Consider the following 15,678-nt stretch of genomic DNA (forward strand, 5'->3'; position numbering starts at 1 on the left):
TGGTATGCGCGACACTCGCTCACAAGCGGCCCGCTCAGCTCAGCTCAATCAGTGGATGTAGTCCAGCGTAGAGCCAGGCTACTATCGCCACACATTACTCGCGGCCGGTATAGCTCTGTACCAGAAGCCTTACTTCTTACCGGTCTTCTCAACGAGATCTTGTCGGCACTTCTGCTCGATTTGATGCGTTATACGTTTTATAGCCGCGTGGTCGAGAGGCTGTGCCGTAGGCGTACGTACTAAGCTTTTCGCCTCGCGGGGCGTAAATACGCGGACTGGTTGTTGATTTGAGCCTTTGACCCGATCTACTTTCCAGCCCGGGATCGCGATGGCAGGCGTTGCTACCGTCGGCTCTCCCGTCGCTGAACTAAGCCATTCGCTCAGCCATTGCGCTTGCCGTTTGGCTTGTTCGAGGCATTTACGATCCTGCCAGCCTGCGAAGTTGATTGTCCGGCCGTCGAATCTGGCGGTGTAGTCATTTTCTGCCGTATCGCTGCGCTTTTGCTTTGAGCGCGCTTTGGTTTCTACGGCGAATACGCCTGTTGGGCCGATCACAACATGATCGATATTAAACCGGCCGCACGGTAGGTCGTGGAACACTTCGAAGCCGTCGCGCATGAGCTTGTTGAGCTCTTCGGCCGTTGCGACTTCGCCCTCCCAGCCGAGGCGGTAGGCCTGTAACTCACGAAAGATCCGCCGTAATCTAAAGCCTGAGTAGATTGAGGCGGCCAGTACCGTGATGATCGCGAGAGCGACGAGAAAATCAGAGACGGGCTCGTTCCTGAAATAAGGAATGCCTAACGCTGTCGCCAGCGTAATAAACCCGAATAGTGGACCTAACGCCAAGCAGTACATGGCATCCATGCCATGTGAGCGACGCTTCTCCGAAAGCTCGTGGCCGGGCGGGCGAAGCATACCGCGGGTAAGCGGGTGGCGCCGGCCGGTTCGTTTATCCTGGTATTCATTCCAACGAAGTTGGACTATCACCATAAAGAACGGCGGTGAAATGATCGCCAGTGCGCCTGCAAGCACTCCAAACTGAGTAATCATTCGAACCCCCGCTATGTCGTTATGATTATCGGGCGAGCGGGCAAAGTGCCTCTATTCGCCTCGATTTGACGATCGCTAGCCCTTTTTCTGTTATCGGCAGGTTGGCTGCAGAGCAACACTTGGGCGGTATCCAAAATTTGCCAGCTATGACCTGTTAGGTTTGAAGCGTTTGCGAGTGATGGTTGGCGATGTATTGTGCTGGGGGATCCTGACTTGGAAGCGTCCATGCCGTATGCGGCAAGCCGGATACCTGCTTATTACGGTGCGAGCATTCGCGAGTTTTGTTCGGCGCCACCGAACGCTGTGCTCGGCCAGCTGGCATCGGCTGGCATAGACCTCGAGGAAACGCAGAAGAACGCTTATCTCGAAGAGATTGGCATTCTCAGAACGCTGCTAGAAGCGCGCGAAGGCGCGATTTATCTTGAGTTCGCGGTGCCGCGACTGGCAAGCCGTATCGACGCGGTCGTCATCATCGATACCGCCTTATTCGTACTGGAATTTAAATGCGGCGCCGATCGATTTCATCGTGGCGATATTAACCAGACGTGGGATTACGGGCTGGACCTTAAGAATTTCCACGCCGGCAGCCACACGGCGGATATTTTTCCTGTTCTCGTCGCGACGAAGGCGGCCCATAGCGACCAAACATGGCAGCCGACGCACGCTGACGGCGTACGACCTCCCGCATGCAGTGGCGTTAATGGTTTAGCTGATTTGATCGATGAGGCGCTCGCTAGCCGAGGCGTTGGTTCAATCGATACACGCCGTTGGGCTATCTCTGCGTATCAACCGACGCCGACCATTGTTGAAGCGGCACAAGCGTTATACGCCCAGCATTCCGTAGATGCGATCGCGCGTAATGATGCCGGCGCCAAGAACCTTGCTGCGACCTCTGGACGAGTCGATCAAATAATTCTGGAGTCGCAGGCGAATCGAACGAAATCGATTGTGTTCGTTACCGGCGTGCCCGGTGCGGGCAAAACGCTCGTGGGGCTCGACGTGGCAACAAGGCGTCGAGATATCGACGCGCCTACCCACGCGGTATTCCTTTCCGGCAATGGCCCGCTCGTGATGGTCTTGCAAGAAGCACTCACCCGCGATGAGGTAGCTCGGGCTAAGGCGCGTGGCGAGCCGGTTCGTAAGGGGGCGGTGAAACAGAAGGTGAAGCCGTTTATACAAAACGTGCATCACTTTCGTGATGAAGGCGTTCGTGATCGTGAAACGCCGCCGCATGATCACGTCGTGATCTTCGATGAGGCCCAGCGGGCATGGAACCAAGATCGTACGTCGAGCTTTATGGCGCGGAGAAAAGGGATTGCGAACTTTGATCAATCCGAGCCTGAGTTTCTAATCGACTATATGGACCGCCACTCAGATTGGGCGGTGATCGTATGTCTAGTCGGCGGCGGGCAGGAAATTAATACGGGCGAGGACGGGATCGCCGGCTGGCTCGAATCGCTTTATAACCGCTTTCCGCACTGGCAGATCTATATTTCGCCAGAGCTGACCGATCGCGAATACGCAGCCGGCGGCGCACTTGAAAACCTCGCCAAACAGCGCGAGCTGCTTACCGTAGAAAGCCTGCATCTAGCGGTGTCGATGCGATCGTTTCGCGCCGAGAATCTCTCGGCGTTCGTCAAAGCGTTACTCGACTCTGAGCCCGGCACGGCGCACGAGATCGCTGCCACCCTTATTGAACGGTATCCGATTGTCGTGACGCGCGATCTCGACGCCGCAAAACGTTGGGTTCGCGAAAAGGCGCGGGGGAATGAGCGATTCGGCTTGGTCGCTTCGTCGCAGGCCCATCGAATGAAACCGCATGCCGTCGATATTCGGGTGAATATTGATCCGGTTCATTGGTTTCTGAACGACGCGCGCGATACGCGTTCGAGCTACTACTTGGAAGACGTGGCAACCGAGTTCCATATCCAAGGTCTGGAGTTGGATTGGGTGTGTATGACCTGGGACGCGGACCTCCGCCGTGTCAACGATGATTGGAGCTATCATGGCTTTCGCGGCTCACGGTGGACCAAAACCCATAAGCGAGAGCGTCAGCGTTATTTGTTGAACGCCTACCGCGTGTTACTCACACGCGCTCGCCAAGGTATGGCGATCTTTGTGCCGCCAGGCGATGTCGACGATCCAACGCGGGAGCCCACTTACTACGACGAAACGTACCGCTATTTGCGGGCGGCCGGTATTCCAACTTTGTACGAAACGGGGTAGATACTTCTCTCAGCAGAGGTGTATACGCTGATCGCGTAAGACAACCAACAGGTAGCTGCTAAATAATAGTTAAATTTGGTGCGAGACAGCGGTAGCCGTATAGCTTAAAAGCCGCCCGCGATAACCCATGAAGATGCCCATCGCTAGAAATTCTCGAGTCGATCGGTGCTGATTCTCGATCAGGGAGCAGTATATTTGACTCGAGAGCCAACCTCGTTGCACAGAAAGTTTGTAAGTAGATCTGGCGTCAGGGGTTGTATTGTGTGTGATGCGGCGTTGATTCATTGCTCTCGTGAAAAGGAATAGTCGGGTTGAAAGTGGACTTGGAGAAGATCGCAATTATCGAGTACCACGGCACTTCTGGCTCAACCCAGTCGTGTTTGAAGGCGCTTGCTCGACTTATCCACTATGGTGATCGAATTCGGTTCGCTTACTTAGTAACACGGGGGGATAAACACGGTTTTTTGTTGGAAATAAATGAATCTGATCGAATTGCCATAGCCGTGGGTTTTCGTTCAGGGTATTCCGGAGAAGGGCCGCGCGGCTTGGTGGCGGCCTTTAGGCTATTCGAGTTCTTTGGCGTCGAAATCGAAGAGGTTGAAGTATCGAGTGCACTAATGTTTCGTTTTGAGCATACCGCTCTCACATATAGCGACATATCTTCCATTGAATGCGCATCCCCTATTTGGCCCCGCCGAATTTACGACTACATACTAGCGATCCAAGGCGATTACGAAGAATTGCCTATCGACTTCGCAAGGCTGTTCCCGTCACGCCTTCCTTTGGCTGGCGTAGATAAGCGGATTGAAGACCTGGCATTGCGTTTTAGTGTTGATCCAGACGGGGCTTTGATAGAGGGCTACCGACGGTTAGAAGCGCAAGTTAAAGCCCGTATAGGTGGAGGAGAAAAGTCAGGTGTCGGTTTGTTTTCCGCTGTATTTCAAGGCGTTCAATCTAGCCTCTATTGGGGGTGCGAATTGCCCACTGCGGAACATATCGCTAGAGCCAAGCTTTTTGAGGCTGTTTTCGGTATGTATAGAAACCCGAGAATGCATAACCCGAGGGCTATTGACGATGGCCCTCGCCCAGCTGATGTTACTGAGTTCCTCGCGCTTAACGAACTTTTTCTACTCGAATCGTCTGCAATTCTGAGATCGTCCGACGAATGAAAGCGCGATCCAGAATCCGTCGACTGCATATTTGAATTCTGATCCGTTCTGATCCGTTCTGATCCGGGGGCGGTATATTTAATTCGCGAGTTGGCGCGCGCCTGCCCACTCAGGAGAGGCCGCGGCTCGTAATAAACAATCCAATCGCCGACCGCGGCTTCGACTTGCCGACGGTAAGTGGCCGGGAAGTGGTAGTGGCTTTCTATAAGGTCGTCGTAGATCGAACTTTCAGAAGCGGTAAATACTGCGTTCGACATTGGTGCGATCGATTAATCCTGAGCGAGAATGCAACGACGATGGCTCAGGCGACAGCGTTTGAAAAGTCTTGCGTCGCTTGGAGCCGCACGCTAAGTCGGGTCTTGTAATGTGCAAGGCGCCGCGGGTGCGGCGCCTCGTCGTTTAACCAAGCGAACTGACTTGGCCAAGGGCGGGCGGTGGTTGGCGCCCGGTACGCGTTCGATTAGTCGGGGTGGCCGAAGCGGCTGATCAATTCGGGACCACCTGTTGGTCGGCGAAGTCGCGGTAGGAATGCAGCGGCCGGCCCAGCAGCGTGGTGAGTCGCTCGATGTCGCCGGCTTCCGGGGCCATGCCGTCGCTGACATAGCGCTCGGCCATCAGACGCATTTCGTAGGCCATCCATTTGGGCATGACGTGGGCCATGTTCTGCTCGAAGCCGGTGGGGTCGTCGCCGCCATAGGCGATGGAACGGCCGAGCACGTCGGACCAGATCGCGGCGATGTCCGACCCGGTGAGCGTGTCGGGGCCGACCAGGTTGATGGTATCGCTTGCCAGCGTGGCCGGTGACTGGTCGCGGCGGATCAGTTCGAGGGCGGCGACTTCGGCGATATCGCGCACATCGATCATGGCCACGCCCTTGCTGCCGATCGGCATCGGGTATACGCCGTGCTCACGGATGACATCCGTGACCATGATTTCGTTATCGATGAAATACGCGGGGCGCAGAATCGTGGCGCTGAAGCCCATCTGCTCGATCATGCGTTCGGCGCCGGATTTGACCGCGAAGTGGGGCACGTTCACGAAACGCTCGGCGTGAATCACCGACAGGTACACGACGCGCTGGACGCCGGCCTCGCGGGCGATGTTGAGGGCGATCAGGGCCTGGGTGAATTCGTCGCCGGCCACCGCATTCAACAGGAACAAGGTGGATACGCCGGTGAAGGCGCGCCGCATCGCATCGATATCGAGCATCTCGCCCTGCACGACATCGACGCCGGCCGGGAATGTCGCTTTCGACGGGTCGCGTACGAGAACGCGGACATCGGTCTGACGTGCGACCAGCTGGTCGACAACCTGACGGCCGACGCGGCCGGTAGCGCCTGTAATGAGGATGGTCATGTGAATCTCCGAGGTGTGTTGAGGAACGATTTGAAGTCTACGGGCTCGATTTCGTAGCGATAGACGCTATATTTGGACGCTCTGTCTCACTGGTGGAACACATGAATCTGCTTGCGCTTGCCGACTTCAACCTCGTGGCCCGGCACGGCGGGTTCGGCAAGGCGGCGCGCGCTGCATCGCGCCCGAAAGCCACGCTGTCGCGGCGTGTCGCGGAGCTGGAAGCCAGCCTCGATCTGCGCCTGTTCGAACGCGGCGGCCACCGCCTGAAGCTGACCGAGGAAGGCCAGGCGCTCTATGAGAGAACAGGCGCGCTGCTGGCGGATCTGGAAGAAAGCACGGCCGCGATCAGCGCCGGGGGCCAGCGCCCGCGCGGGCGGCTACGCATCAGCGCGCCGTTGCTCTTTTCGCATGTCGCGCTCGGCAAACTCGCCGCCGAGTTCGCGCTCAAGTATCCCGAGGTGCGGGTGGAGATCACCACCGAGGATCGGGCGGTTCATATGGTCGAGGAGACCTACGACCTGGTGATTCGTATCAACCCGGCGCCGCAGGAACGCCTGGTCGGCCGCGTGTTCATGCGCGACCGGCTGGTCGTGGTGGCGAGCCCGGCGGTCGCTCGGCCCGCCGGCGACGACGCGGTGCCGGTGGTGGTCCGCGGTCAGGAGGACACGCGCGATACGTGGGACGTGGTGACCACGAGCGGCCCGTCGTCTATCGCGGTTCAGCCGATTCTTCGCCTGTCATCGATGCTGATGGTTCGGGACGCGGTACGCGCGGGGGCCGGTGCGGCGTGTCTGCCGCTGTCGCTGGCCAGCCGGGATGTGGCCGACGGCCGATTGGTGCAATGGGGCGAGCTGGACGCGCCGGAGATCGCGCTCTGGACGTTGTATCCGTCCCGCCGGTTTCTGAGCGCGCGTGTCTCGGCGTTCGTGGCGCATCTGAAAGAGGCATTCCCGAACGGCACGCCGGATGAGCTCGCGGCGTATATCGATGCCTGAGCCGCCCATGCTTGCCCGCCGGTTTCCGTGCGTTGGGGTCAGGTCTTGCATCGTGCATAACCGCGTTAGAATCAACTCAAAACCGCAACAGCAAGCCAGTTATGGCCCGACCGCTCCGCCTCGAATTCGCCGGCGCGCTCTATCACGTCACCGCCCGCGGCGATCGCCAGGAAGCGATCTATGAGGACGATGAAGACAGGCACGCGTTTCTGGATGTTCTCGCGCGTGTCGCCGATCGCTTCAACTGGTTGGTGCACGCCTACTGCGAGATGACGAACCACTATCACCTGCTGATCGAAACGCCGGACGGCAATTTGTCTAAGGGCATGCGGCAATTGAACGGGGTGTATACCCAGTACAGCAATCGCCGGCACGGCCGCGTGGGGCATCTGTTCCAGGAACGCTACAAGGCGATTCTCGTGCAGAAGGAATCGTATCTCTTGGAAGTGGCTCGTTATGTCGTGCTCAACCCGGTACGAGCGCAGATGGTGCGCAGTGCCGGCGATTGGCCGTGGAGCAGTTACCGCGCAACGTCCGGGCGTGCGGGCGTGCCAGGTTTTCTCACCACCGATTGGGTTCTGTCGGCGTTCGGCGATCGGTTGAAAGAATCACAGCTCGCCTACCGGCGGTTCGTGACCGAGGGTCGCGGCCAGCCCGCGCCGTGGGCAGCGCTCGCCAATCAAGTGCTGCTGGGCGACGATGCGTTCGTCGATCGCATGCGCGCGAAGATCGATCAATCCAACCGCTCGCTTGCCGAAGTGCCGCGTGCCCAGCGGGCCGGGCGGGCCAGGCCGTTGGCCGACTATGCTGCCCAGAGCAATACGCGTAATGAAGCAATCGTTGCGGCCTTCGGCTCCGGCGGTTACAGCATGGCCGAGATCGGGGCCTATTTCGGCGTGCATTATTCGACGGTCAGCCGGGTCGTGCGGACCGCCGAGTGCGGTTCGTGAATACCGGCGCGTTCGATGATGGGCGTTGAGCGTAAACCACTGTGTATAAAAAAGTGGCAGGCGTGTTCGGCCTGGTTTCGCTAGAGGCCGCAGCGGTTCTAAAACGAGCGCTTAGACGCGCCCTGACGCTGTATAATGCACATGATGAGCGCCGACTGCGATGACGAGCCCGCCGAAGAGCCAACAGGCTTAGCCGAACAGCACGTACCGGTGCCGCGGGTTCGGATTTTTGCCACGATCGGCTGTGCGCTGATGATGATGGCGCTGGACGGCACGATAGTCGCGACCGCGCTGGAATCCCTCACCGCCGGGCTGGATACTTCAGTCAACTGGGCCAGCTGGACCATCACGATTTACTCGTTCGGTTTCGTCGTGATGCTGCCAGTCAGCGGTCGGCTCGCTGTGCGCTTTGGCAACCGCAACGTCTTCTTGGGTTCGGTCGCCGTGTTCAGTGCGGCCTCGCTATGCTGTGCCCTGTCCGACAATATCGCCACGCTGATCGCACTGCGTGCGCTACAAGCCGCAGGCGGGGCGGGTTTCACGCCCGCCGCCACGGGCATTATCGTTCAGCATTTCGGCGCGGCGCGCGACCGCTACGTGGGTTTGTTCGGCAGCATCTTTCCGGTCGGTGCGATGATCGGGCCGATATTCGGCGGCCTGTTCGTAACGTATTGGAGTTGGCGCGGCATCTTCCTCGTTAATGTGCCCATTGGCCTGACGGTCGCTGCGCTGGTCTACTTATACGTACCGCGCGATCAACCGCGAACGCCGTTGCGCCGCGCACGGTTCGATATGACCGGTCTGGTGATCTTTGGCGTTGGGCTGCTGCTTGCCATGTTTGCGGTAACGCATCTGGCCGAGCCGGAAATTCACGCAGGGTCGGTGTCGTTCCTGGCACCGCTTGTTCTGGGCGTCGGCGCGCTGGGTTATTTCCTGCGTCATATCAGGAACAAGCCCAATCCTTTTATCGATCCGCGGCTGATTCATGGGACGGGTTTCGGCACCGTCAATTTGATCAATATCCTCTATGGGGGTGCGAGCATCGGTCTATTGGTGCTGGTGCCGTTGTATGCCATCAACCGGTACGGCATGAACGCTTTCGATGCCGGTACCCTGCTCGCCGCTCAGGGTATTGCTGCGATTACGTTTTCCTCGCTGGCCGCATTCGCATTGCGTAGTACCGGTTATCGGCCGCCGATGTATTTCGGTGCCGCGTTCATCGTGATGGGCTTTGTGCTGTTATCCACCGCGCCTTGGTGGGGCGTGCCGCCGTATGTCTGGCTGGCGGGGGCGACGTTCCTGTTCGGCGTCGGCGGTGGCACCATGAACCCGTCCAGCCGCAACGCCGGATTGCAGCTGGCGCCGGACAGGGCACCTTCAATCGCGGCGTTGCGGTCCATGTGCATGCAGGTGGGGCGGATCGCGACCATCTCGATCGCGACCGCGATCATTGCCAGCTCCAGCGACCCTGCCGAGGCCCAGTCATGGATCTACTTCGTGGCTGCGGTGGTTCTGCTCTGTGCGATACCGGTCATTGCGCGGGTGCCAGAACATCGAGGCGCGTGGTAGCCGGCGATCGTTGCTCGTCAGCACGCGATAAGCGGTCCGTTAGCCGTCTCGCGCCGGCGTGTCTTCGTTGCCGTCCTCGGCCGCCGTTCCGGTCTCCGGGAGGCCGTTGCGGAACTCGATCGTACGATGCGGGTAGGGGATCCCGATGCCGGCTTCGTCCAGGGCCTCTTTCACCGCGCGCAGGATGTCCTTTTGATAGAGGAAATAATCGTCCGCCGAGACCCAGGCTCGGGCGAGAAAATCCACCGAGCTGGCGCCAAGGCCGCTCACCTTCACGAGCGGTTCGTTGTCGGTCTGGGTACGGTCGTCGGCTTTGATGGCCTCGCTGATCACGCGCTCGGCTTCGGCAAGCGAGGCGTCGTAGCTGACGCCGAATGTCCACTCTGCCTGCCGGTTGGGGTAGACCGAGTAGTTGTGGATCGTGTTACCCCAAACATCCGAGTTCGGCACGATCACCTGCACGTTGCCGACGGTCGCAAGCTCCGTGTAGTTGATCGAGATCTCGTTCACCGTGCCCATCTCGCCGTTGCCCACGCTGACGAAGTCGCCCTCGGCGAACGGACGAAACAGAATGATCATCACGCCGGAGGCGATGTTGGACAACGTGCCCTGCAGAGCGAGGCCGACGGCCAGACCGGCGGCACCCAGTGCTGCAATGATGGATGTGGTCTGGATACCGAAGGTGTTGAGGATGAAGAGAAACGTGAACCCGAGGATCACGTAGCGCGCGATCGAGCCGAGAAACTTGAACAGCGTATTGTCGAGATCGCCGCGCGCCTGCGCGGTACGACGCAGGCGCCGGGCGACCCAGCGCGCGATCATCATCCCGATCATCAGAATGATGATGGCCAGCACGACGTCGCCGGCCACGGTCAGCATCGCCTTGAGCGTGATGTAGTCCGACAGGCTCTGACCATCGACCACGTTGGTCGTGAACAGGCTGTGTAGAAAAGACCGCACGCTTTCCCACGCGTGCTGCAGCATTTCCATCGCTTACCCCTTGGGTGGTGGTTTTTCGTAAAGTTGGCGGGGCCTCGCCGGCCGATCGGCAGACGAACCCAAGCATCGAAACCGCGAGGCCACTTACGCAGATCGCGATATTCGATCGGACATTCGGCGAGTCGGGTAATTCGATGGCAGGCAATCTGATTGCCTATGCGTTCTATTGGACGCGAGTCGAACTATGGATGCAAATGCGCTGTTCCACCGACTGTTCGCGGCGATGTGGGGCCGGGTTGCACGTGACCGCTGAAAGATTCTGGCCCGGGGCTGAAATTCGTGAGCCGGGCTATGGCGCAGGTTATTGATTCCGTTGCCTGGAACACGCGTAGCCGGACACGCGCTCGTTCGCCGGCCGACGAGTCTGCGAATCGGATACGGCTGAGACGACGCGTTCGTCGATCGGATGCATTCGAAACAGCAGCCGTTCCAGCGCAGCTTGCCGCCGCGCCCGGGGGAGACGCCGAGTGCTTGCTGCCGGCGGCCGATTTCTGCGACGTGTCTGCTGCCCATACCGATGCGATTGCATTGCCGAGCCTGGCAGCCGGCGTCGATAGCCACGCGATCAAAAAGCAACGCCGGAGGTTGTCCGGCGTTGCTGTTCAGAGGCTTCGCGGCCGCTGACCTTGGCGCGCAGGCATACGCCTACGCGCTCGATCCGACACGCCAATCATCCTCTGCCGGCAAGGCCCTGCGCCGTATCGTCTATGTGGACGGCTTTTGGGGCAGCGCGAAGGCGATGGTGTAATCGCCGCGGTACGTGCCCAACGGTTGATGGCCGCCGGCCGTGATCACGACATATTCGCGGCCGTCCGCGCCGCGATAAATCGACGGATTCGCCTGCCCGCCGGCCGGCAGGTAGGTCGACCACAGCACCTTGCCCGTATCGGTGTCGTAGGCACGCAGCATGTTGTCGGCGGTGCCGGCGATGAAGGTCAGGCCGCCGGCCGTCATCACGCCGCCGCCGAGATCCGGCACGCTGCTGGGCAAAGGCAGATTCTGCTTGAGGTTGAACGGGGCGGTATGGCGACTGTTGCCCAGCGGCGCGGACCACTTTGTTTTGCCGCTGGCCAGATCGATCTGGTTGATCGTGGCCCAGGGCGGCGCGTTGCACGGCATCTTGATCGGGCTGAGGAACGGATGCAGGTGGATCGCGTAGGCCAGGCCGTACTGCGGCTTCCAGGTGCCGCCGCCATAACCGTCCGGCGGCAGGCCCTTGCCATCCCAACGCTGTATCGCCGGAGGGTGATCGGCTTCGTCCCGCGGGATCAGGGTCCCAATGAACGGCAGATAGTTGGCCACGATATTCATCTGACCGTCGGGTGAGAACGATGCGCCGTACCAGTCACTGGTGCCGTCGAAGGTCGGAAACATGATCGACCCCTGCCGGGTGGGCGGCGTGAAATCACCCTTGTAATACGATTGCTGGAACCGCACCCGGCACCACATCTGATCGAACGGCGTTGCGCCCCACATATCGGTGGCGCTCAGGTCGTGTTTCGGAAACTGCGGTTCGTCGGGCGAGTAGGGCTGGGTCTTGGACAGCCAGCCGTTGTTGTAGACACCGTCGCTCGGCCCGCCGGGGACGGGCTGTTCCACGACGCGCTTGATCGGCTCGCCGGTCAGCCGGTTGAGTACGAACACCTGGCCGCGTTTGTTGGTCGACACCAGCGCTGGCGTGTGTCCGCCATGCCCGTCGGGCCATTGCACCAGAGTCGGGCCGACCGGGATATCGAAATCCCACAGGTCGGTGTGCGCTTCCTGGAAGTGCCAGAGTTCCTTGCCGGTCTTCGCGTTGAGCGCCACGATCGAGCCGGAGTATTCATCGTCGAACGGCCGGCGATTGCCGCCGTAGTAGTCGGGCGTGGCGTTGCCGGTGGGCAGGTAGACGATATCGTTGTCCGGATCGCCGCTGATACGGCCCCACACATTGGGGGTCGACGGCGTATAGATCTCGCCGTCTGCCAACGGCGCGGTGGGGTTGGTCTTGCCCAGATCCCAGTGCCAGACGAGTTGGCCGGTGACGGCGTCCCAGGCGCGCACGACGCCGGACGGCTCGCCCCAGTACCAGTTGTCGAAGACGTTGCCGCCGGTATAGACGCGGCCGTTCATCACCAACGGTGCAGAGGTCTGTACCAGCGTGCCGGGCTTCATCGGGCCGATGTTCTGCGATAGGTCGATCATGCCATTGGTGCCGAAGCCCGGGCATTTCTTGCCGGTCCTGGCATCCAGAGCGACGATATACCGACCCATGGTGGGCGCGATGATGCGCGTGGCGCACATCTGGCTCCCGTCGGGTGCCTGATAATCGGACGGTGCCTTGTAAAAGGCCACGCCGCGGCAGTTGACGAAGTTGTTGACCGAATCGTCGATTCCCGTGGGTTTGAACTTCCACTGCTGTTTGCCGGTGGTGGCATCGAGTGCCACGACCCAGGCGTTGGGCGTACAGGTATAGGCTGTGTTGCCGATCTTGATCGGCGTGGCCTCCGAGCCCCAATGCGGCGATTCGTCATAGGCGTGGTTCATGTCGCCGCTGCGATATGTCCAGGCTTTTTTCAGCTGGGCGACGTTATCGACATTGATCTGGTCGAGCGGCGAGAATCGGCTCTGGCCCTTGGTACGGCCCCAGCTCGGCCAGTCGTCAGGGTCGACCGATGTCGTCGGCAGGGTGACGTGGTCGTCGCTGTCGTTATTCGCGACCGTGCCATCGGGATGGCTGATCCACGGCATGCTCAGCAGCACGCCGATACCGGCGACGATCAGCCCGATGGATGCCAGGCCGGTCGTCAGCGCCGGCGCCTTGGCCGAGGCCATGCCGCGCCAGGCCCAGGGCAGCATCAACAGCAAGGCGATCAACAGCGTTACGTCGAGCCGGGGGATCGCGGTGAAAACCGTCCACTGATTGAAGCCGGTTTCGGCGAACGACCAGACGACGACGGCCGCGAACAGCACCAGGTGCAGCCAGAAGGCGATGCCGCGGCGTGCGATCAGCAGCCCGCCGACGAGCAGATAACCGATGCCACCCACCAGATACGCCGGCGTGCCGCCGACACGCGTCAGCCAGATGCCCTCGGCCGTCAGCAGCAGGCCGAAAACGACCGCAGCCACACCCATGACCACGGTCAGACGATTCCTTCGTTCCATCGTTTTGACACCCCTTGTGCCATTAATTGCTATATACATGTAAAAGAATAGCAGGCCATACCAGCGCTTGCTCGTCGGCCCGCGCGCTGATGCGAGCCTAGGGATTCGTGTCGTTGGTATGCTATGCCGGTGAGCGCCGCAGCCCCGGCCACCGTTGGCTGTCGAAGTTTTCCTGCGTGTTCAGTCACATCCGCGCCGGAGGAGACGCTGGCCTGGCGCCCGCCAGCCGGCGAAGGCCGTCCCTACAAGCGCGACTATCGACGGGCTCTCCATCGCGCGCGTTTTCGGGATCGTCCGGTCGTGCTGCGCAATGCCGGGCGCGTCGCCGTCCGATTACTCGTTGTTCCGGTATCGAAACGACCGATCTCGTCAGCGGGTTTGCCACCTCATCGAAAAGATGCCCGGCGTAGGTACCGTGCCGTTTTTGGGTCGCTGTGTGGTCGCTGGCGGCTGCGCGCTCGATCACGTCGCCGTGCCCGGCCATGACGTGCCGGCCGATCGGTACGGTAACGCTGATTATTCGGCTCAGGCCGGTCTCGATGTCGTCGTGGGCGTGGCCGATCGCCAAATCGTTTAACATCGGTGCCCTAGAAAAATGCCGTGCCTTGCCGGCGAGCCCGTTCAATCAGAAGGAATGTGTTGTATGACCGCTACGATCCACACCGTTGCCGTCGAGAAAACCAGCGGCGACCTCGCCCGCGAACAGCAACTCGCCTGGAAGCTGGCCGAACTGGCCACGCGCGCGAAAGACGCGCCGCAGGACGACGAAGCCGTGGCGATGGCCAAGAACCGCATCATCGACAACGCCGCGATCGCACTCGGCGCGGCCAACGAACGCGCGGTCAAGGTGGCACGCTCCGACGCCATGAGTGCCAAGGGCACCGGCAAGGCGACCGTCTGGGGGCTGACGGATACGTTCGGCCCGGTGCCGGCCGCCTTTGCCAACGCCGTGGCCGTACGTTTTCTGGATAACGACGACTGCTATCTGGCCGCCGAGTATTCGCACCCGGACGACAACATCTCGCCGATCATTGCCGTCGGCCAGCACCTGGGCGTATCTGGTGCCGACATCCTGCGCGGCATCGTGGTGGCCTATGAAGTGCACGTGGCGCTGGTGGGCACCGGCGACGGCACCGGCATCTGCCTGCACAAGCACAAGGTCGATCACATGACCCATATCGCCGCGGGCACGGCCGCCGGTATTTCGTCCATGCTGGGGCTCGACACCGAGCAGACCTACCACGCGATCAACTTCGCGGTGCACAACGCCATTTCCTCGCGCCAGTCGCGCAAGGGCGATATCGGCGCCCAGAAGGAATTCGTGCCGGGCTTTTCGGCCGAGATCTCCATCAAGGCTGTCAATCACGCCATGCACGGCCTCAAGGGCCCGAACCCGGTCTATGAAGGCGTGGATTCCATCATCCGCCGCTTCTTGAACGGTCGCGATGACGAAAATGCGGTCTACAAGGTCGAGCTGGCCGAGCCGGGCGTCGACGCGCTGCGCAACATCATGAAGACCTATCCGAAGCAGTACGCCTTTGAATACCAGGGGCAGGCCATCATCGACCTGGCGCTGCAACTGCGCGAGCAGCTGCCCAAGAAGGGCGACAGCGTGGACCTCGATCAGATCGAAAAGATCGTGCTGGAAACCAGCCATCACACCCACCACGTGATCGGCACCGACGCCCAGGACCCGCAGAAGATCGATCCGGATTCGCCGCGCGGCACGCTGGATCACAGCATCATGTTCGCCATCGCCCGTTGTATTCAGGCCGGTGAATTCCACAAGGATCGCGCCTACCAGACGACGCAGTCCGAGAAAGACGAGCTGCGCGCGATCATGGCGCGGATCGAAACCCAGTTCGACCAGCGCTGGGAAGACCTCTACCACGACCAGGACCCGAACGTGCAGGCCTACGGCGGCCGCATGATCATCAGCCTGGCCGACGGTAAGGAAGTCGCCGACGAAAAGACCCGTGCCAACGCCCACCCGGGCGGCGACACCCCCTGGCAGCGCCCCGACTACGAAGCCAAGCTCGCCGACTACACCAAGGACCTGGTGTCGGATGGCGAACGCGCCCGCTTCATCGAAGCGGTCGACGGCATGGACTCGCTCTCCGGCGACGACCTGGCCACGATCAACCTCGTCGTGGATGCCGGGAAGCTGGAAGCACCGGATACAAACGGTATCTACTAGCGTCTGCCTGCCTCGCGACCTCG

General features: G+C 60.5%; 10 protein-coding genes. 6 read left to right on the forward strand and 4 right to left on the reverse strand.

Annotated elements, in window-relative coordinates; genetic code table 11:
- Positions 1 to 129: 129 nt before the first annotated feature.
- Positions 130 to 1,050 carry a nuclease-related domain-containing protein gene (locus T31B1_RS05985; protein WP_353248529.1) on the reverse strand — a complete coding sequence of 307 codons (921 nt, stop codon included), beginning with the start codon at positions 1,048 to 1,050 and terminating at the stop codon, positions 130 to 132.
- A gap of 213 nt (positions 1,051 to 1,263) precedes the next feature.
- Here T31B1_RS05985 and T31B1_RS05990 point away from each other — a divergent pair, with 213 nt between their 5' ends.
- The gene (locus tag T31B1_RS05990) at positions 1,264 to 3,276 is read left to right on the forward strand and encodes a DUF2075 domain-containing protein (RefSeq protein ID WP_353248530.1); all 2,013 of its coding nucleotides are present in this window, start codon (positions 1,264 to 1,266) and stop codon (positions 3,274 to 3,276) included.
- Positions 3,277 to 3,587: 311 nt separating this feature from the next.
- On the forward strand, positions 3,588 to 4,445 hold the full coding sequence (locus tag T31B1_RS05995; protein WP_502950917.1) for a hypothetical protein: 858 nt from the start codon (positions 3,588 to 3,590) through the stop codon (positions 4,443 to 4,445).
- Between the two features lie 486 nt (positions 4,446 to 4,931).
- On the opposite strand, the gene T31B1_RS06000 is transcribed toward T31B1_RS05995, so the two are convergent.
- Positions 4,932 to 5,801, reverse strand: a complete 870-nt coding sequence (locus tag T31B1_RS06000) for an SDR family oxidoreductase (protein ID WP_353248531.1) — start codon at positions 5,799 to 5,801, stop codon at positions 4,932 to 4,934.
- 101 nt (positions 5,802 to 5,902) lie between these two features.
- On the opposite strand from T31B1_RS06000, the gene T31B1_RS06005 reads away from it, so the two are divergent.
- The 3 genes from T31B1_RS06005 (at position 5,903) to T31B1_RS06015 (ending at position 9,315) form a co-directional block, all read left to right on the forward strand.
- Positions 5,903 to 6,796 carry a LysR family transcriptional regulator gene (locus tag T31B1_RS06005; RefSeq protein ID WP_353248532.1) on the forward strand — a complete coding sequence of 298 codons (894 nt, stop codon included), beginning with the start codon at positions 5,903 to 5,905 and terminating at the stop codon, positions 6,794 to 6,796.
- A 101-nt stretch (positions 6,797 to 6,897) separates the two neighbouring features.
- Positions 6,898 to 7,746, forward strand: a complete 849-nt coding sequence (locus T31B1_RS06010; RefSeq protein WP_353248533.1) for an REP-associated tyrosine transposase — start codon at positions 6,898 to 6,900, stop codon at positions 7,744 to 7,746.
- A gap of 135 nt (positions 7,747 to 7,881) precedes the next feature.
- Entirely contained in the window at positions 7,882 to 9,315 is a 1,434-nt protein-coding gene (locus T31B1_RS06015; RefSeq protein ID WP_353248534.1) for an MFS transporter, read from the forward strand.
- Between the two features lie 39 nt (positions 9,316 to 9,354).
- On the opposite strand, the gene T31B1_RS06020 is transcribed toward T31B1_RS06015, so the two are convergent.
- Positions 9,355 to 10,299, reverse strand: coding sequence for a mechanosensitive ion channel family protein (locus T31B1_RS06020; protein WP_502950932.1), 945 nt, complete (start codon positions 10,297 to 10,299; stop codon positions 9,355 to 9,357).
- Positions 10,300 to 11,019: 720 nt separating this feature from the next.
- The gene (locus T31B1_RS06025; protein ID WP_353248536.1) at positions 11,020 to 13,458 is read right to left on the reverse strand and encodes a membrane-bound PQQ-dependent dehydrogenase, glucose/quinate/shikimate family; all 2,439 of its coding nucleotides are present in this window, start codon (positions 13,456 to 13,458) and stop codon (positions 11,020 to 11,022) included.
- Between the two features lie 643 nt (positions 13,459 to 14,101).
- On the opposite strand from T31B1_RS06025, the gene T31B1_RS06030 reads away from it, so the two are divergent.
- Complete coding sequence (locus tag T31B1_RS06030) at positions 14,102 to 15,655, forward strand: MmgE/PrpD family protein (protein ID WP_353248537.1); 1,554 nt, start codon at positions 14,102 to 14,104, stop codon at positions 15,653 to 15,655.
- Positions 15,656 to 15,678: the final 23 nt, after the last annotated feature.

It is taken from the genome of Salinisphaera sp. T31B1 (genome assembly GCF_040361275.1).
In the GTDB taxonomy this organism is placed as follows: domain Bacteria; phylum Pseudomonadota; class Gammaproteobacteria; order Nevskiales; family Salinisphaeraceae; genus Salinisphaera.